General features: G+C 54.9%; 12 protein-coding genes, 1 tRNA gene and 1 other RNA gene. 12 read left to right on the top strand and 2 right to left on the bottom strand.

Going from position 1 to position 14,886, the window contains the following annotated elements:
* Positions 1 to 145 precede the first annotated feature (145 nt).
* Positions 146 to 2,476 (top strand): molybdopterin guanine dinucleotide-containing S/N-oxide reductase, encoded by a 2,331-nt coding sequence (locus tag Q5705_05930; protein WLI78086.1) that lies wholly within the window; start codon positions 146 to 148, stop codon positions 2,474 to 2,476.
* Here the strand turns inward: Q5705_05930 and Q5705_05925 are convergent.
* Both Q5705_05925 and tag read right to left on the bottom strand, forming a co-directional pair.
* The gene (locus Q5705_05925) at positions 2,439 to 2,885 is read right to left on the bottom strand and encodes an N-acetyltransferase (GenBank protein ID WLI78085.1); all 447 of its coding nucleotides are present in this window, start codon (positions 2,883 to 2,885) and stop codon (positions 2,439 to 2,441) included. The two genes, Q5705_05930 and Q5705_05925, sit on opposite strands and share 38 nt — an antisense overlap.
* The gene (gene tag, locus Q5705_05920) at positions 2,866 to 3,444 is read right to left on the bottom strand and encodes a DNA-3-methyladenine glycosylase I (GenBank protein WLI78084.1); all 579 of its coding nucleotides are present in this window, start codon (positions 3,442 to 3,444) and stop codon (positions 2,866 to 2,868) included. The genes Q5705_05925 and tag overlap by 20 nt, the downstream gene beginning before the upstream one ends.
* A 148-nt stretch (positions 3,445 to 3,592) precedes the next feature.
* Here tag and Q5705_05915 point away from each other — a divergent pair, with 148 nt between their 5' ends.
* The 11 genes from Q5705_05915 (at position 3,593) to dppF (ending at position 14,877) form a co-directional block, all read left to right on the top strand.
* A complete protein-coding gene (locus tag Q5705_05915; protein WLI78083.1) occupies positions 3,593 to 4,273 on the top strand; it encodes an autotransporter domain-containing protein in 681 nt (226 codons plus the stop codon).
* Between the two features lie 241 nt (positions 4,274 to 4,514).
* Positions 4,515 to 5,717 carry an MFS transporter gene (locus tag Q5705_05910; protein WLI78082.1) on the top strand — a complete coding sequence of 401 codons (1,203 nt, stop codon included), beginning with the start codon at positions 4,515 to 4,517 and terminating at the stop codon, positions 5,715 to 5,717.
* Between the two features lie 116 nt (positions 5,718 to 5,833).
* Entirely contained in the window at positions 5,834 to 6,265 is a 432-nt protein-coding gene (locus Q5705_05905) for an organic hydroperoxide resistance protein (protein ID WLI78081.1), read from the top strand.
* 213 nt (positions 6,266 to 6,478) lie between these two features.
* Positions 6,479 to 8,161 carry a kdo(2)-lipid A phosphoethanolamine 7''-transferase gene (eptB, locus tag Q5705_05900; protein WLI78080.1) on the top strand — a complete coding sequence of 561 codons (1,683 nt, stop codon included), beginning with the start codon at positions 6,479 to 6,481 and terminating at the stop codon, positions 8,159 to 8,161.
* 91 nt (positions 8,162 to 8,252) lie between these two features.
* Positions 8,253 to 8,329 (top strand) — tRNA-Pro (locus tag Q5705_05895).
* A 29-nt stretch (positions 8,330 to 8,358) separates the two neighbouring features.
* Positions 8,359 to 8,492, top strand: a non-coding RNA gene (locus Q5705_05890) — RtT sRNA.
* Positions 8,493 to 9,194: 702 nt separating this feature from the next.
* Positions 9,195 to 10,802 (top strand): ABC transporter substrate-binding protein, encoded by a 1,608-nt coding sequence (locus tag Q5705_05885; protein ID WLI78079.1) that lies wholly within the window; start codon positions 9,195 to 9,197, stop codon positions 10,800 to 10,802.
* Positions 10,803 to 10,942: 140 nt separating this feature from the next.
* Positions 10,943 to 11,962, top strand: a complete 1,020-nt coding sequence (dppB, locus tag Q5705_05880) for a dipeptide ABC transporter permease DppB (protein WLI78078.1) — start codon at positions 10,943 to 10,945, stop codon at positions 11,960 to 11,962.
* A gap of 9 nt (positions 11,963 to 11,971) precedes the next feature.
* Complete coding sequence (dppC, locus tag Q5705_05875; GenBank protein WLI78077.1) at positions 11,972 to 12,874, top strand: dipeptide ABC transporter permease DppC; 903 nt, start codon at positions 11,972 to 11,974, stop codon at positions 12,872 to 12,874.
* 10 nt (positions 12,875 to 12,884) lie between these two features.
* Entirely contained in the window at positions 12,885 to 13,877 is a 993-nt protein-coding gene (dppD, locus tag Q5705_05870; GenBank protein WLI78076.1) for a dipeptide ABC transporter ATP-binding protein, read from the top strand.
* Positions 13,864 to 14,877 (top strand): dipeptide ABC transporter ATP-binding subunit DppF, encoded by a 1,014-nt coding sequence (gene dppF, locus Q5705_05865; GenBank protein ID WLI78075.1) that lies wholly within the window; start codon positions 13,864 to 13,866, stop codon positions 14,875 to 14,877. Before dppD ends, dppF begins: the two co-directional genes overlap by 14 nt.
* Positions 14,878 to 14,886 lie beyond the last annotated feature (9 nt).

The raw sequence follows: 14,886 nt of genomic DNA, 5'->3' as shown, positions 1-14,886 counted from the left end.
ACCGTTTCATTTCTGACAATTTAATTTTCATAACTTCCAGTCTGAGCGTAATGACGTTTAATTCTTTGCCAAAACGCCGCTGCCGTGGATGATAGAGCGCAAACAACACACCAGCCACCACCTGCAAGCTATTCAGGAGCGCGCTTTGGCAAACTCTGCTATCAAAACAGTCCTTACGGCGGCCCACTGGGGGCCAATGCTGGTCGAGACCGACGGCGAAAACGTGCTCGCCTCGCGCGGCGCATTACCGACCCCTTTCCCCAACTCACTGCAAACCGTGGTGCAGGAGCAAGTGCACAGCCCAACGCGGGTGCGTTACCCGATGGTGCGCAAAGGGTTTCTCGCCTCGCCTGCTAACCCGCAGGGCGTGCGCGGCCAGGACGAGTTCGTGCGCGTCAGTTGGGAGCAGGCGCTGACGCTTATCCATGAGCAGCACAAACGTATTCGCGACAGCTACGGCCCGGCATCGATTTTCGCTGGCTCTTACGGCTGGCGTTCGAACGGGGTACTGCATAAAGCAGCGACATTACTGCAACGCTATATGAGCCTCGCGGGCGGTTATACCGGCCATCTGGGGGATTACTCCACCGGCGCGGCGCAGGCGATCATGCCGCACGTGGTCGGCGGCAACGAAGTCTACCAGCAGCAAACCAGTTGGCCGCTGATCCTTGAGCACAGTGATGTCGTCGTGCTGTGGAGCGCGAATCCGCTGAACACGCTAAAAATTGCGTGGAACGCCTCCGACGAGCAGGGCATACCTTATTTCGATGCGCTACGCAAAAGCGGCAAACGGATTATCTGCATCGATCCGATGCGATCGGAAACCGTCGATTTCTTCGGCGACAGCATAGAGTGGCTGGCGCCGCATATGGGCACCGATGTGGCGTTGATGCTCGGTATCGCCCATACGCTGGTGGAAAACGGCTGGCAGGATGACGACTTCCTTGCCCGCTGCACCGTTGGCTATGAGATTTTTGCCGCGTACCTGACCGGTGAGAGCGATGGTGTGGCGAAAACGGCAGACTGGGCGGCGACGATCTGCGGCATTAATGCGGCGAAAATCCGTGCACTGGCAGCACTGTTCCATGAAAATACCACCATGCTGATGGCGGGGTGGGGCATGCAGCGCCAGCAGTTCGGCGAGCAAAAACACTGGATGCTGGTGACGCTGGCGGCGATGCTTGGGCAGATTGGTACGCCCGGCGGCGGTTTTGGCCTCTCTTACCATTTTGCCAATGGCGGCAACCCCACGCGCCGCGCGGCGGTGCTGGGCTCAATGCAGGGTCTGGTGAAAGACGGCACGGACGCGGTGGATAAAATCCCCGTCGCGCGCATTGTCGAGGCGCTGGAAAACCCCGGCGCGCCGTATCAGCACAATGGTCTGGACAGGCACTACCCGGATATCCGTTTTGTCTGGTGGGCGGGCGGCGCTAACTTTACCCATCATCAGGATACCAACCGCCTGATCCGCGCCTGGCAAAAGCCGGAACTGGTAGTGATTTCCGAGTGCTTCTGGACGGCGGCGGCGAAACACGCCGATATCGTGCTGCCCGCCACGACCTCGTTTGAGCGTAACGATCTGACGATGACCGGTGATTACAGCAACCAGCATCTGGTGCCGATGAAGCGCGTGGTCGCGCCGCAATATGAAGCGCGCGATGACTGGGAGGTTTTTGCCGAGTTGAGCGAGCGCTGGGAAACGGGCGGTCGCGAGCGGTTCACCGAAGGTAAAACCGACCTGCAATGGCTGGAGACGTTTTATGCCATTGCTGGCGAACGCGGTGCCAGCCAGCAGGTGACGCTGCCGCCGTTCAACGAATTTTGGCAGGCCAATCAGTTAATTGAGATGCCCGAAAGCGATCAAAACGCGCGTTTTGTCCGTTTTGCCGATTTCCGCCGCGATCCGCAGGCGCATCCGTTAAAAACCCCAAGCGGTAAGATTGAAATTTTCTCTGAACGTATCAACAGCTTTGGCTACGCCGATTGTCCGCCGCACCCGAAATGGCTGGAGCCGGATGAATGGCACGGTAACGCAAAGCCGCAGCAGTTGCAGGTGCTCTCTGCGCATCCGGCGCATCGCCTGCACAGCCAGCTTAATTTCACCCGACTGCGCGAAACGTACGCCGTTGCCGGGCACGAGCCGATCACCCTGCATCCCGAAGATGCGCAGGCGCGCGGCATTGCGCATGGTGATGTGGTGCGAGTGTGGAATCAACGTGGGCAAGTGCTGGCGGGCGCGGTGGTGACGGACGGCATTAAGCCTGGCGTGATGTGCATTCACGAAGGCGCATGGCCGGATCTGGATCCGGCGGCGGATGGTATCTGTAAAAACGGGGCCGTGAACGTGCTGACCAAAGATTTGCCCAGCTCGCGTCTGGGCAATGGCTGCGCCGGGAATACCGCGCTGGCGTGGGTCGAGAAATATCACGGCCCGTCGCTTACGCTGACGGCGTTTGATCCGCCTGCCAGTTCATGATCCAAGTGGGGTGACCGGTCTCCTCCTGCCATGCGCTCTCTTCGATACGAAAACCCTGCGCATGGTAGAAGTTCACCGCCCGCTCATTTTTCTGGTAAACCTCAAGGCTTAGCCAGTTAAAGCGCTGTTTGACGTGGTTCATCAGCGCCTTGCCAATACCGTGACCAATCGATGAGGGGCGCACAAACAGCGCCCCGATAAATTGCTCATCCATCACGCTGATAAACCCTTTAAGCTCGCTCTCCTCTTCCCAGACCCAGGTACTGGCCGACGGAAGATAGGCGTCGCGCACCAGTGCTTCGCTCTCTATCCAGTAACGCGGGTCGATAAAAGGATGCGCGAGCGTCGTGCTCTCCAGCCACAGCGCCAGCAGCGGTGACAGATTGTCGCTATGCCACGCGCGGATCATGCTGGCCTCCAGGGTGGCAGAAGCAGCCGGTGATATGGTCATTGACCAGCCCGCAGGCTTGCATAAACGAGTAACAAATGGTGGTGCCGACGAATTTAAAGCCGCGTTTTTTCAGCGCTTTTGATAACGCATCGGATGCGGGCGTCGAGGTGGGAATTTCGCCAAGTGTAGTGGCCTGGGTCACTTGTGGGTGGTTATCGACGAACCCCCAGACAAAATCTGAAAAAGACTCGCCATTTTGCGCCATCGCCAGGTAGGCGCGCGCGTTGCCGATAATGGCTTCAATCTTACCGCGATGGCGAATTATCCCGGCATTCTGTACTAAAGCTTCGACATCCTGTGTGGTCATCGCCGCAACCCGTTCCGGGTCGAACTGATGGAAAGCGTTGCGGTAATTTTCCCGCTTTTTCAATACCGTAATCCATGAAAGCCCGGCCTGTTGCCCTTCGAGGCAGATCATTTCAAACAGTTTTTTCCCGTCCGTTTGCGCTACACCCCATTCGTTATCATGGTAAGCAAGATAAAGCGGATCCTGAGTGACCCAACCACAACGCTGCATATCCGTACTCCGTTTGTGAAGGAAAAATAAACGCCAGCCAGCCTTGACGTGTTCATCAGAAAGACAATATTTAGTAAAGGGCTTTTTGCCCCTATAAAAAACGATAACTATTCTGCCGAGTTCGGCTCTTTTCTGGAGTCGTAAATTGATGAAAACAACCCGCAGTGGCCTTGTGCTGCCGCTGCTGCCTGTTTGTCTGCTTTTTTGCCAGACGGCGGCGGCGTGGCAGCAAGAGTATGTTGGTACTGATAAGACGACAGAACGCTATACATGGGATAGCGAACGGCAACCCCGCTATAACGATATTCTCGAAGAACGCATTCGCTCCGCACAGAATTCGCCGGGCCTGGCGCTGAATCTGCCAGACGAGACGCCGCTGGATACCATCAGCACCATGAGTCTTGGCTGGAATATTCCGCTGGCCCGTCGGTTCACCACCGGCCCGGTCGCCGTGTGGCATTACGACGGCTCAACGACGTCAATGTATAACGAATTTGGCGACAGCGCGACCACCATGCCCTACAGCGATCCGCTGTGGCACGCCAGCGTCAGTTCGCTGGGATGGCGCGTGGATAGCCGCTTTGGCGACCTGCGTCCGTGGGCGCAAATCAGCTTTAACCAGCAGTTTGGCGAAAACGCCTGGAAGAGCCAGTCCGGTCTGTATCGCTTAACGGCCGCCAACCAGTACGGTAACTGGATGGATGTGACGCTGGGCGCCGATATGTTGCTGAACCAGCATCTGGCAGCCTATGCCTCTATGTCGCAGTCGGAAAATGAGATGTACGGACAAAATTATCTCTATAGCATGGGTGTCAGCGCGCGTTTTTAAGCTTATTTAAAACAAAACTTTTACACTTAAGAAACAATAACGGCGCGTTTTGTATCGATAGTATGTACTAACTCACATTTGTTATTCAGCACGCGAATATTTGGCGCGGTCATTCATTCCCGCTGAGCGGCATTTCATTCCCTCCTCGCTGCATTTCATGCCTTTTTCACCCTGGCATGAAATGCGCTTCGTTATGGTTGTTGGCAGTGAATTTCTTTAATTCTTCTGCGGGACAACTGCCATGAATACTTCCACTGCTAATCGCACTCGCTGGCTGACGCTGATCGGCACCATTATTACGCAGTTTGCATTAGGGTCTGTTTATACCTGGAGTTTGTTCAATAGCTCGCTGGCGGAAAAACTGCATGCGCCGGTAAGCCAGGTGGCGTTTTCTTTTGGCCTGTTGAGCCTGGGTCTGGCGCTTTCGTCATCGGTCGCCGGAAAATTACAGGAACGTTTTGGCGTAAAACGCGTCACTGTGGCGTCCGGTATTCTGCTGGGTCTCGGCTTTTTCCTGACGGCGCATTCCAATAATTTGTTGATGCTGTGGCTGAGCGCCGGCGTGCTGGTGGGCCTGGCCGATGGCGCAGGTTACCTGTTAACCCTCTCTAACTGTGTGAAATGGTTCCCGGAACGTAAGGGGCTGATTTCCGCCTTTTCTATTGGTTCCTACGGCCTTGGCAGCCTGGGGTTTAAATTTATCGACAGCCAGTTGCTCGCCACCGTCGGCCTGGAAAGCACCTTTATGATTTGGGGCGCGATTACGCTTGTGATGATCGTCTTCGGTGCGATGCTGATGACCGACGCGCCGCTTCAGAAAGTGAGCACTCTGAATGGCGTGGTGGAAAATGACTTCACGCTGGCGCAGTCGATGCGTAAACCGCAGTACTGGATGCTGGCCGTGATGTTCCTGACCGCCTGTATGAGTGGCCTGTATGTGATTGGCGTGGCGAAAGATATCGCGCAGGGCATGGTGCATCTGGATATCGCCACCGCGGCGAATGCGGTAACAGTGATCGCGATTGCTAACCTGAGCGGCCGGCTGGTGCTCGGTATTCTCTCTGACAAAATCGCCCGTATCCGCGTTATTACCATCGGCCAGGTGATTTCGCTGGTCGGCATGGCGGCACTGTTGTTCGCACCGCTGAACGCCATAAGCTTCTTTGCTGCCATCGCCTGTGTTGCCTTTAACTTTGGTGGCACTATCACCGTGTTCCCGTCGCTGGTCAGTGAATTCTTCGGCCTTAATAACCTGGCGAAAAACTACGGTGTGATTTACCTGGGCTTTGGTATCGGCAGCATCTGCGGTTCCATCATCGCCTCGCTGTTTGGCGGCTTCTATGTCACCTTCTGCGTTATCTTCGCGCTGCTGATCCTCTCGCTGGCGCTGTCAACCACCATTCGCCAGCCGCAACGCCGCGTCTATACAGAAGCGCATGCTTGATAGCATTGAACAATAAAACCGCCGCCGTAAATGTGGCGGTTTTTTATCCCTCCCGCAAACTCCCGCTAAAGCGACTATCCTTATTGGTCAGGTTCTTCCAACAGAAGGAGTCACAAATGTCTTTAGAAAAAGTGGTCTATCGTGCGAAAGCGAAAGCAACCGGGGGCCGTGATGGCCGCGCAACCTCTTCTGATGGCGTACTGGATGTCAAACTGGGTGTGCCGAAAGAGATGGGCGGTGCGGGCGGTGAAGTCACCAACCCGGAACAACTCTTCGCTGCGGGCTACTCTGCCTGTTTTCTTGGCGCGCTGAAGCATGTTGCATCGACCGAGAAAAAGAGCGTGCCGCAAGATGCCTATATTGAAGGTCAGGTGGGGATTGGCCCATTGCCGACCGGGTTTGGGATTGAAGCGCAACTGGATATCCACCTGCCGGGCATGGATCATAAAGAAGCCGAAGAGCTGGTGCAAAAAGCCCATATCGTTTGCCCATACTCCAATGCAACGCGCGGCAACATTGATGTCAAACTGAACGTCATCACGTCCTGATAACCGATTTCGGTTACATATTTCTGACAACGGCCATATATTTTTTGTAAATATATGGCCGGATCGCACTTCCCACTGACACTTTTTCTCGCCGCTATGGTCTACTTAGCGCGCTTCAGAAGTTTCCCGTGTTAACTTCCTTCGCACTTTTTTAGTCTGAATCGTTATCCATTGACGCTATCAGGCGCTTTTCCTTCTTTTAGAGTTGCTTGCATGAACTATATAAAAGCAATAACGCAGCAAAAACTTAGTTTGTTGTTGGCGTTATATATCGGTCTGTTTATGAATAGCGCAGTTTTTTACCGTCGGTTTGATGGTTATGCGCATGCGTTCACCGTTGTAAAAGGACTTTCTGCGGTCGTCGAACTCGCTGCTACAGTGCTGGTCACCTTCTTTTTACTGCGCGTCCTGTCGCTGTTGGGTCGCCGTGTCTGGCGCATTCTCGCCTCGCTGATTGTGGTGTTCTCTGCCGCTGCCAGCTATTACATGACTTTCCTCAACGTGGTGATCGGCTACGGCATTATTGCCTCGGTGATGACCACGGATATCGATTTATCCAAAGAAGTGGTGGGCTGGCAGCTTATCGTCTGGGTCGTAGCGGTGAGCGCACTGCCGCTGCTGTTTATCTGGAATAACCGCTGTCGCGATACGCTGCTGCGCCAGCTAAAAATGCCGGGCGCGCGCGCACGTAGTGCAGGGCTGGTGCTGCTGGCCGGTTTGTTGGTCTGGGGGCCGATTCGTCTGCTTGATGTGCAGCAAAAGCAAACTGAACGCGCCTCGGGCGTTGATATGCCAAGCTACGGTGGCGTGGTGGCGAACTCCTATCTGCCATCAAACTGGCTCTCTGCGCTGGGGCTTTACGCCTGGGCACAGGTGGATGAATCCTCTGACAATAAATCGTTGATGAACCCGGCAACGAAATTTACCTACGTTGAACCGAAAGGTATCGACGATACGTGGGTGGTGTTTATTATCGGCGAGACTACGCGCTGGGATCATATGGGGATGCTGGGGTATTCCCGTGATACCACGCCGAAACTGGCGCAGGAGAAAAACCTGGTCGCGTTTCGCGGTTACTCCTGTGATACCGCCACCAAGCTCTCGTTGCGCTGTATGTTTGTGCGCGAAGGTGGGGCAGAAGATAATCCGCAGCGCACATTGAAAGAGCAGAACATTTTCGCGGTGCTCAAGCAGCTTGGTTTCTCCAGCGATTTGTACGCTATGCAAAGCGAGATGTGGTTCTACAGCAACACCATGGCGGATAACATCGCGTACCGCGAGCAGATTGGCGCAGAGCCGCGCAACCGCGGGAAGAATGTCGACGATATGCTGCTTGTCGAAGAGATGCAGCGTTCGCTTGCGAATAAAACCGACGGTAAACACATGATTATTCTGCATACCAAAGGTTCGCACTTTAACTACACCCAACGTTATCCGCGCAGCTTCGCGCAGTGGACGCCGGAGTGTGCCGGTGTCGATCGTAAATGCACGAAAGAAGAGATGATTAACTCTTTCGATAACTCAGTGACCTATGTCGATCACTTTATTGATAGCGTGATTGATCAGATGCGCGACCGTAAAGCCATTATTTTCTACGCGGCGGATCACGGTGAGTCGATCAACGAGCAGGAACATCTGCACGGTACACCGCGCAATATGGCTCCGCCGGAGCAGTTCCGCGTGCCGATGATGGTGTGGATGTCGGACAAATATTTGCAGGACCCGGAGAAGGCGCAGATGTTCGCGCAGCTCAAGCAGCAAGCGGCGTTTAAAACCCCGCGTCGCCACGTGGAACTGTACGACACCATTATGGGTTGCCTGGGTTATACCTCGCCAAACGGCGGGATTAACGAGAACAATAACTGGTGCCATTTACCGTCGCAGGCGGCGAATTAACGGCGCTGCTGGCTTTATCACCAGTCAGTTAGCTTTTTTCTATTAAAGGATTGACGGGGCATGTCGAGGGCAGTAAGATGCGCCCCGCATTCGGTGATTGGCGCAGCCTGGTAGCGCACTTCGTTCGGGACGAAGGGGTCGGAGGTTCGAATCCTCTATCACCGACCAAATTTGAAAACCCCGCCTCGGCGGGGTTTTTTGCATCTGGCGTTTAGAGGATGAGAAACTCCGGGGGTCGGAGGTTCGACTCGAGCGAAGCGAGAGAACGTTGCTTCAGCAACGGCCCGCAGGGCGAGCCACGCAGTGGCGAGTTATCCTCTATCACCGACCAAATTCAAAAAAGCCCAACCGCAAGGTTGGGTTTTTTGCTTTCTGCGTTCGGTCAAATTGCCTGATGGCGGCTTCGCCTTATCAGGCCTACTACAATTGCCGTAGGCCGGATAAGCGTCAGCGCCATCCGGCAAAATACCTTAAATCTCCCTTATCCCCACTTCGCGCTGCCAGTTCCTCGTTTTGTACGATATTCCATTGTATTTATTTATATATGTATCAATCTTTTTTCGCGTTACTTATGGATAATCTCAGCATTTTGCGCTGTGCGTTTTAACGTTCGCGGTATTTATCGCTCAGATATTCATCATTTCGCAAGAAATTTTTCATAATCTGCGTGAATGTTAATCACTGGGTACGCGCAATTTATAAGGGAAATATTCTGCCATTGCGCCCTTAGCATAAATTTCCCTGCTGAAAATAGCAGCTTGAACTTTTTTTTAACTTTGTTTGCCGATTCTCACCGTCGTTGTAAATCCTGGTTACCTGTATTGACGTTTCGACATTCTGTTGACAGATTGTAGGGCATGAGGGGCTTTTCATGGAGAATCTGCACTGCAACTCAGTCAACCTTGTGAAAGGAATCCCCATCTCTCATAACGCCCTCGGGCACAACCGACCAGACCGGGTAAAAATCTAATAAAGGCCTGTCGGACATACCCATTGCATGGGTAACAACACATATCACATTGGAGCAGAATCAATGAGTATTTCCTTGAAGAAGTCAGGGATGCTGAAGCTCGGTCTTAGCCTGGTGGCCATGACCGTCGCGGCAAGCGTGCAGGCTAAAACCCTAGTTTATTGTTCTGAAGGCTCGCCTGAAGGCTTTAACCCACAGCTTTTCACTTCTGGTACCACTTACGATGCCAGCTCTGTACCGATTTATAACCGTCTGGTGGAATTCAAAACCGGCACTACAGAAGTGATCCCGGGTCTGGCTGATAAGTGGGAAATCAGCGATGACGGCAAAACCTACACTTTCCACCTGCGTAAAGGCGTGAAGTGGCAGGACAACAAAGAATTTAAACCGACGCGTGAATTCAACGCTGATGACGTGGTGTTCTCCTTCGATCGCCAGAAAAACGATCAAAACCCGTACCACAAAATCTCTGGCGGCAGCTACGAATACTTCGAAGGCATGGGCTTACCTGACCTGATTAGCGAAGTGAAGAAAGTTGACGACTACACCGTTCAGTTCGTGCTGACTCGCCCGGAATCTCCGTTCCTGGCTGACCTGGCGATGGACTTCGCGTCGATTCTCTCCAAAGAGTACGCTGACAACATGCTGAAAGCCGGCACGCCGGATAAAGTGGATCTCGATCCGATCGGTACGGGTCCGTTCCAGCTGCTGCAATACCAAAAAGATTCGCGCATTCTGTACAAAGCGTTTGATGGCTTCTGGGGCACCAAGCCGAAAATCGATCGCCTGGTCTTCTCCATCACGCCGGACGCCTCTGTACGTTATGCCAAATTGCAGAAAAACGAATGTCAGGTTATGCCGTATCCGAACCCGGCTGACATCGCGCGTATGAAGCAGGACAAAAACATCACGCTGATGGAACAGGCTGGCCTGAACGTCGGTTACATGTCCTTCAATACCGAGAAAAAACCGTTTGATGATGTGAAAGTCCGCCAGGCGCTGACCTATGCGGTAAATAAAGAAGCGATCATCAAAGCGGTCTATCAGGGTGCGGGCGTGGCCGCGAAAAACCTGATCCCGCCGACCATGTGGGGCTATAACGACGACGTTAAAGACTACACCTACGATCCAGAGAAGGCGAAGCAACTGCTGAAAGAAGCCGGTCAGGATAAAGGCTTTACCGTTGAACTGTGGGCGATGCCGGTACAGCGTCCGTACAACCCGAACGCTCGCCGTATGGCTGAGATGATTCAGGCTGACTGGGCGAAAGTAGGCGTACAGGCCAAAATCGTGACCTACGAGTGGGGCGAATACCTCAAGCGTGCGAAAGCGGGCGAGCACCAGGCCGTAATGATGGGCTGGACCGGCGACAATGGGGATCCGGATAACTTCTTCGCCACCCTGTTTAGCTGTGCTGCGGCGAAAGACGGTTCCAACTACTCTCGCTGGTGCTACAAGCCGTTTGAAGACCTGATTCAACCGGCGCGCGCGACCGACGACCACAACAAGCGTATTGAGCTGTACAAACAAGCGCAGGTTGTGATGCATGATCAGGCTCCGGCGCTGATTGTTGCTCACTCCACCGTGTACGAGCCAGTGCGTAAAGAAGTTAAAGGCTATGTGGTTGATCCATTAGGCAAACACCACTTCGAAAACGTGTCTGTTGAATAATAAGTACAATGCCTGACTTCCCTCTCCCCGTATGGGGAGGGGGAACGGTCTATTCCCTCTTGTGAGAGAGTGGAACTACATTTGTGAGCAATACAGACGCACCGTCGCCAGGCGTTGCGTCACTACTGAGAATCCGGGTTATGTTGCAGTTCATCCTCCGACGTCTGGGGTTAGTTATCCCCACGTTTATCGGTATCACCCTTCTCACCTTTGCCTTTGTCCATATGATCCCCGGCGACCCGGTAATGATCATGGCAGGTGAGCGTGGTATCTCTCCTGAGCGTCATGCCCAGTTGCTGGCCGAGCTGGGTCTCGACAAGCCGCTTTGGGAACAATATGTCCACTATGTCTGGGGCGTATTACATGGCGATTTAGGTCTCTCATTGAAGAGCCGTCTCCCGGTGTGGGACGAGTTCGTGCCGCGTTTTAAAGCGACGCTGGAACTCGGTGTCTGCGCCATGATTTTTGCCGTAGCCGTGGGTATTCCGGTGGGCGTACTGGCCGCCGTGAAGCGCGGTTCCATCTTTGATCACACCGCCGTGAGCCTCGCGCTGACCGGTTACTCCATGCCTATCTTCTGGTGGGGCATGATGCTGATTATGCTGGTGTCGGTGCAGCTTAACCTGACCCCGGTCTCCGGGCGCGTCAGCGACATGGTGTTCCTTGACGACAGTAACCCGTTAACCGGGTTTATGCTGATTGATACCGCCATTTGGGGCGAAGAGGGCAACTTTATCGACGCCCTCGCGCACATGATCCTGCCCGCCGTCGTGCTCGGCACCATTCCGCTGGCGGTCATTGTGCGTATGACGCGCTCCTCAATGCTGGAAGTATTAGGCGAAGACTATATCCGCACCGCGCGCGCCAAAGGGCTGACCCGTATGCGCGTAATTATCGTCCATGCGCTGCGCAACGCGATGTTGCCGGTGGTGACGGTTATCGGATTGCAAGTCGGCACGCTGCTGGCGGGTGCGATCCTGACGGAAACCATCTTCTCCTGGCCGGGCCTTGGCCGCTGGCTGATTGATGCACTGCAACGCCGTGATTACCCGGTGGTGCAGGGCGGGGTATTGCTGGTCGCGACGATGATTATTCTCGTCAACCTGTTGGTCGACCTGCTGTACGGCGTGGTGAACCCGCGTATTCGGCATAAGAAGTAAGGGGCCATCATGTCACAAGTTACTGAAAACAAAGTTGTCTCTGCACCGGTGCCGATGACCCCGCTGCAAGAGTTCTGGCACTATTTCAAACGCAACAAAGGCGCGGTTGTCGGGCTGGCATACGTCGTTGTCATGCTGATTATTGCCGTCTTCGCCAACTTCCTCGCCCCGCATAACCCGGCGGATCAGTTCCGCGATGCGCTGCTTGCGCCGCCGGTCTGGCAGGATGGCGGCACCTGGACGCACATTCTCGGTACCGATGACGTTGGCCGCGATACGCTCTCGCGCCTGATGTTTGGCGCGCGTCTGTCGCTGCTGGTTGGCTGTTTAGTGGTGGTGCTGTCGCTGGTCGCCGGTATTGTGCTGGGTCTGGTGGCGGGCTATTTCGGCGGGCTTATCGATAACATCATCATGCGTGTCGTCGATATCATGCTGGCGCTGCCAAGCCTGCTGCTGGCGCTGGTGCTGGTCGCGATATTCGGCCCGTCGATTGTTAACGCCTCGCTTGCGTTAACCTTTGTCGCCTTGCCGCACTATGTACGTCTCACCCGCGCTGCCGTGCTGGTGGAAGTGAATCGCGATTACGTGACCGCTTCTCGCGTGGCGGGCGCAGGCGCGATGCGTCAAATGTTCATCAATATTTTCCCAAACTGCCTTGCGCCGCTGATTGTTCAGGCGTCGCTCGGTTTTTCCAACGCCATTCTCGATATGGCCGCCCTTGGCTTCCTTGGCATGGGTGCGCAGCCGCCAACACCGGAGTGGGGCACCATGCTCTCTGACGTGTTGCAGTTCGCACAAAGTGCCTGGTGGGTCGTGACCTTCCCGGGCGTCGCGATCCTGCTGACGGTGCTGGCATTTAACCTGATGGGTGACGGCCTGCGTGATGCGCTCGATCCCAAACTGAAGCAGTAAGAGGTTCGAGATGGCGTTATTAAATGTAGATAAATTATCGGTGCACTTCGGCGAAGTTGGTGCCGAATTCCGCGCCGTAGACCGCGTAAGCTACAGCGTAAATCAGGGCGAAGTGATCGGCATCGTCGGTGAATCCGGCTCCGGTAAATCAGTCAGTTCGCTGGCGATCATGGGGCTGATTGATTTCCCCGGTCGCGTGATGGCCGATAAGCTGGAGTTCAATGGTCAGGATCTGAAACGTATTTCGGAAAAAGAGCGCCGCAGTCTGGTGGGTTCCGAAGTGGCGATGATCTTCCAGGATCCGATGACCAGCCTGAACCCGTGCTACACGGTCGGTTTCCAGATTATGGAAGCCATTAAGGTTCATCAGGGCGGTAATAAGAAAACTCGGCGGCAGCGGGCGATTGACCTGCTGAACCAGGTGGGCATCCCTGATCCGGCGTCGCGCCTGGATGTTTATCCGCATCAGCTTTCCGGCGGGATGAGCCAGCGCGTAATGATCGCGATGGCGATTGCCTGTCAGCCGAAGCTGCTGATTGCCGATGAACCCACCACCGCGCTGGATGTAACCATCCAGGCACAGATCATCGAGCTGTTGCTGGAGTTGCAGCAAAAAGAAAATATGGCGCTGATCCTGATCACTCACGATCTGGCGCTGGTGGCGGAAGCGGCGCACAAAATCATTGTGATGTATGCAGGCCAGGTGGTGGAAACCGGCGAAGCGAAAGATATCTTCCGCGCGCCGCGCCACCCGTACACCCAGGCATTGCTGCGCGCGCTGCCGGAATTTGCCCAGGATAAAGCGCGTCTGGCTTCGCTGCCGGGCGTGGTGCCGGGTAAATATGACCGCCCGAGCGGCTGTTTGCTCAACCCGCGCTGTCCGTATGCCACCGATAAATGCCGCGAGCAAGAACCGGCACTGAACACCGTTGATGGCGGCCGTCAGTCCAAATGTCACTACCCACTCGACGACGCCGGGAGGCCGAACTATGAGTACGCATGAGGCCACCTTGCAACAGCCGCTGTTGCAGGCAATCGACCTGAAAAAACACTACCCGGTGAAGAAAGGGCTGTTTGCCCCGGAACGCCTGGTAAAAGCGCTGGACGGTGTGTCGTTCTCGCTGGAGCGCGGTAAAACGCTGGCGGTAGTGGGCGAATCCGGCTGTGGTAAATCCACGCTCGGTCGTCTGCTGACGATGATTGAAACCCCGACCGGTGGCGAGCTGTACTACCAGGGCCAGGATCTGCTCAAGCACGATCCGCACGCGCAGAAACTGCGTCGCCAGAAGATCCAGATTGTTTTCCAGAACCCGTATGGCTCGCTGAACCCGCGTAAAAAAGTCGGGCAGATCCTTGAGGAGCCGTTGCAGATCAATACCGATTTGAGCAAAGCGGAGCGTCGGGAAAAAGCGCTGGCGATGATGGCGAAAGTCGGCCTGAAAACCGAGCATTACGACCGTTATCCGCATATGTTTTCCGGCGGCCAGCGTCAGCGTATCGCTATCGCCCGTGGTCTGATGCTTGACCCGGATGTGGTGATTGCCGATGAACCCGTTTCCGCGCTGGACGTCTCCGTGCGCGCGCAGGTATTGAACCTGATGATGGATTTGCAGCAGGATCTGGGGCTGTCATACGTCTTTATTTCCCACGACCTGTCGGTGGTTGAGCACATTGCCGATGAAGTGATGGTGATGTATCTCGGCCGCTGCGTGGAGAAGGGCACCAAAGATCAGATCTTCTCCAACCCGCGCCATCCGTACACCCAGGCGTTACTCTCTGCAACGCCGCGCCTGAACCCGGATGACCGCCGCGAGCGCATTAAGCTGACCGGCGAGCTGCCAAGCCCGCTGAGCCCGCCGCCAGGTTGTGCGTTTAACGCCCGCTGTCGTCGTCGCTTCGGCCCCTGCACCCAGTTGCAGCCGCAGTTGAAAGATTACGACGGTCAATTGGTTGCCTGTTTCGCCGTCGACCAGGACGAGAACCGCGAAATCCCGCACGTATGATCCCTTGTG

Origin of the sequence: Kosakonia sp. H02 (assembly GCA_030704225.1) — a bacterium.
Taxonomy (GTDB): Bacteria; Pseudomonadota; Gammaproteobacteria; order Enterobacterales; family Enterobacteriaceae; genus Kosakonia.
Note: the sequence above shows the minus strand (reverse complement) of the source record. Positions and strands in the feature narration are given on the sequence as shown.

What these genes read in the sequence shown, in the direction of transcription:
- Q5705_05925 (WLI78085.1), bottom strand. Translation starts at nt 2,885, where the DNA reads ATGATCCGCGCGTGGCATAGCGACAATCTGTCACCGCTGCTGGCGCTG.
- tag (WLI78084.1), bottom strand. Translation starts at nt 3,444, where the DNA reads ATGCAGCGTTGTGGTTGGGTCACTCAGGATCCGCTTTATCTTGCTTAC.
- Q5705_05915 (WLI78083.1), top strand. Translation starts at nt 3,593, where the DNA reads ATGAAAACAACCCGCAGTGGCCTTGTGCTGCCGCTGCTGCCTGTTTGT.
- Q5705_05910 (WLI78082.1), top strand. Translation starts at nt 4,515, where the DNA reads ATGAATACTTCCACTGCTAATCGCACTCGCTGGCTGACGCTGATCGGC.
- Q5705_05905 (WLI78081.1), top strand. Translation starts at nt 5,834, where the DNA reads ATGTCTTTAGAAAAAGTGGTCTATCGTGCGAAAGCGAAAGCAACCGGG.
- eptB (WLI78080.1), top strand. Translation starts at nt 6,479, where the DNA reads ATGAACTATATAAAAGCAATAACGCAGCAAAAACTTAGTTTGTTGTTG.
- Q5705_05885 (WLI78079.1), top strand. Translation starts at nt 9,195, where the DNA reads ATGAGTATTTCCTTGAAGAAGTCAGGGATGCTGAAGCTCGGTCTTAGC.
- dppB (WLI78078.1), top strand. Translation starts at nt 10,943, where the DNA reads ATGTTGCAGTTCATCCTCCGACGTCTGGGGTTAGTTATCCCCACGTTT.
- dppC (WLI78077.1), top strand. Translation starts at nt 11,972, where the DNA reads ATGTCACAAGTTACTGAAAACAAAGTTGTCTCTGCACCGGTGCCGATG.
- dppD (WLI78076.1), top strand. Translation starts at nt 12,885, where the DNA reads ATGGCGTTATTAAATGTAGATAAATTATCGGTGCACTTCGGCGAAGTT.
- dppF (WLI78075.1), top strand. Translation starts at nt 13,864, where the DNA reads ATGAGTACGCATGAGGCCACCTTGCAACAGCCGCTGTTGCAGGCAATC.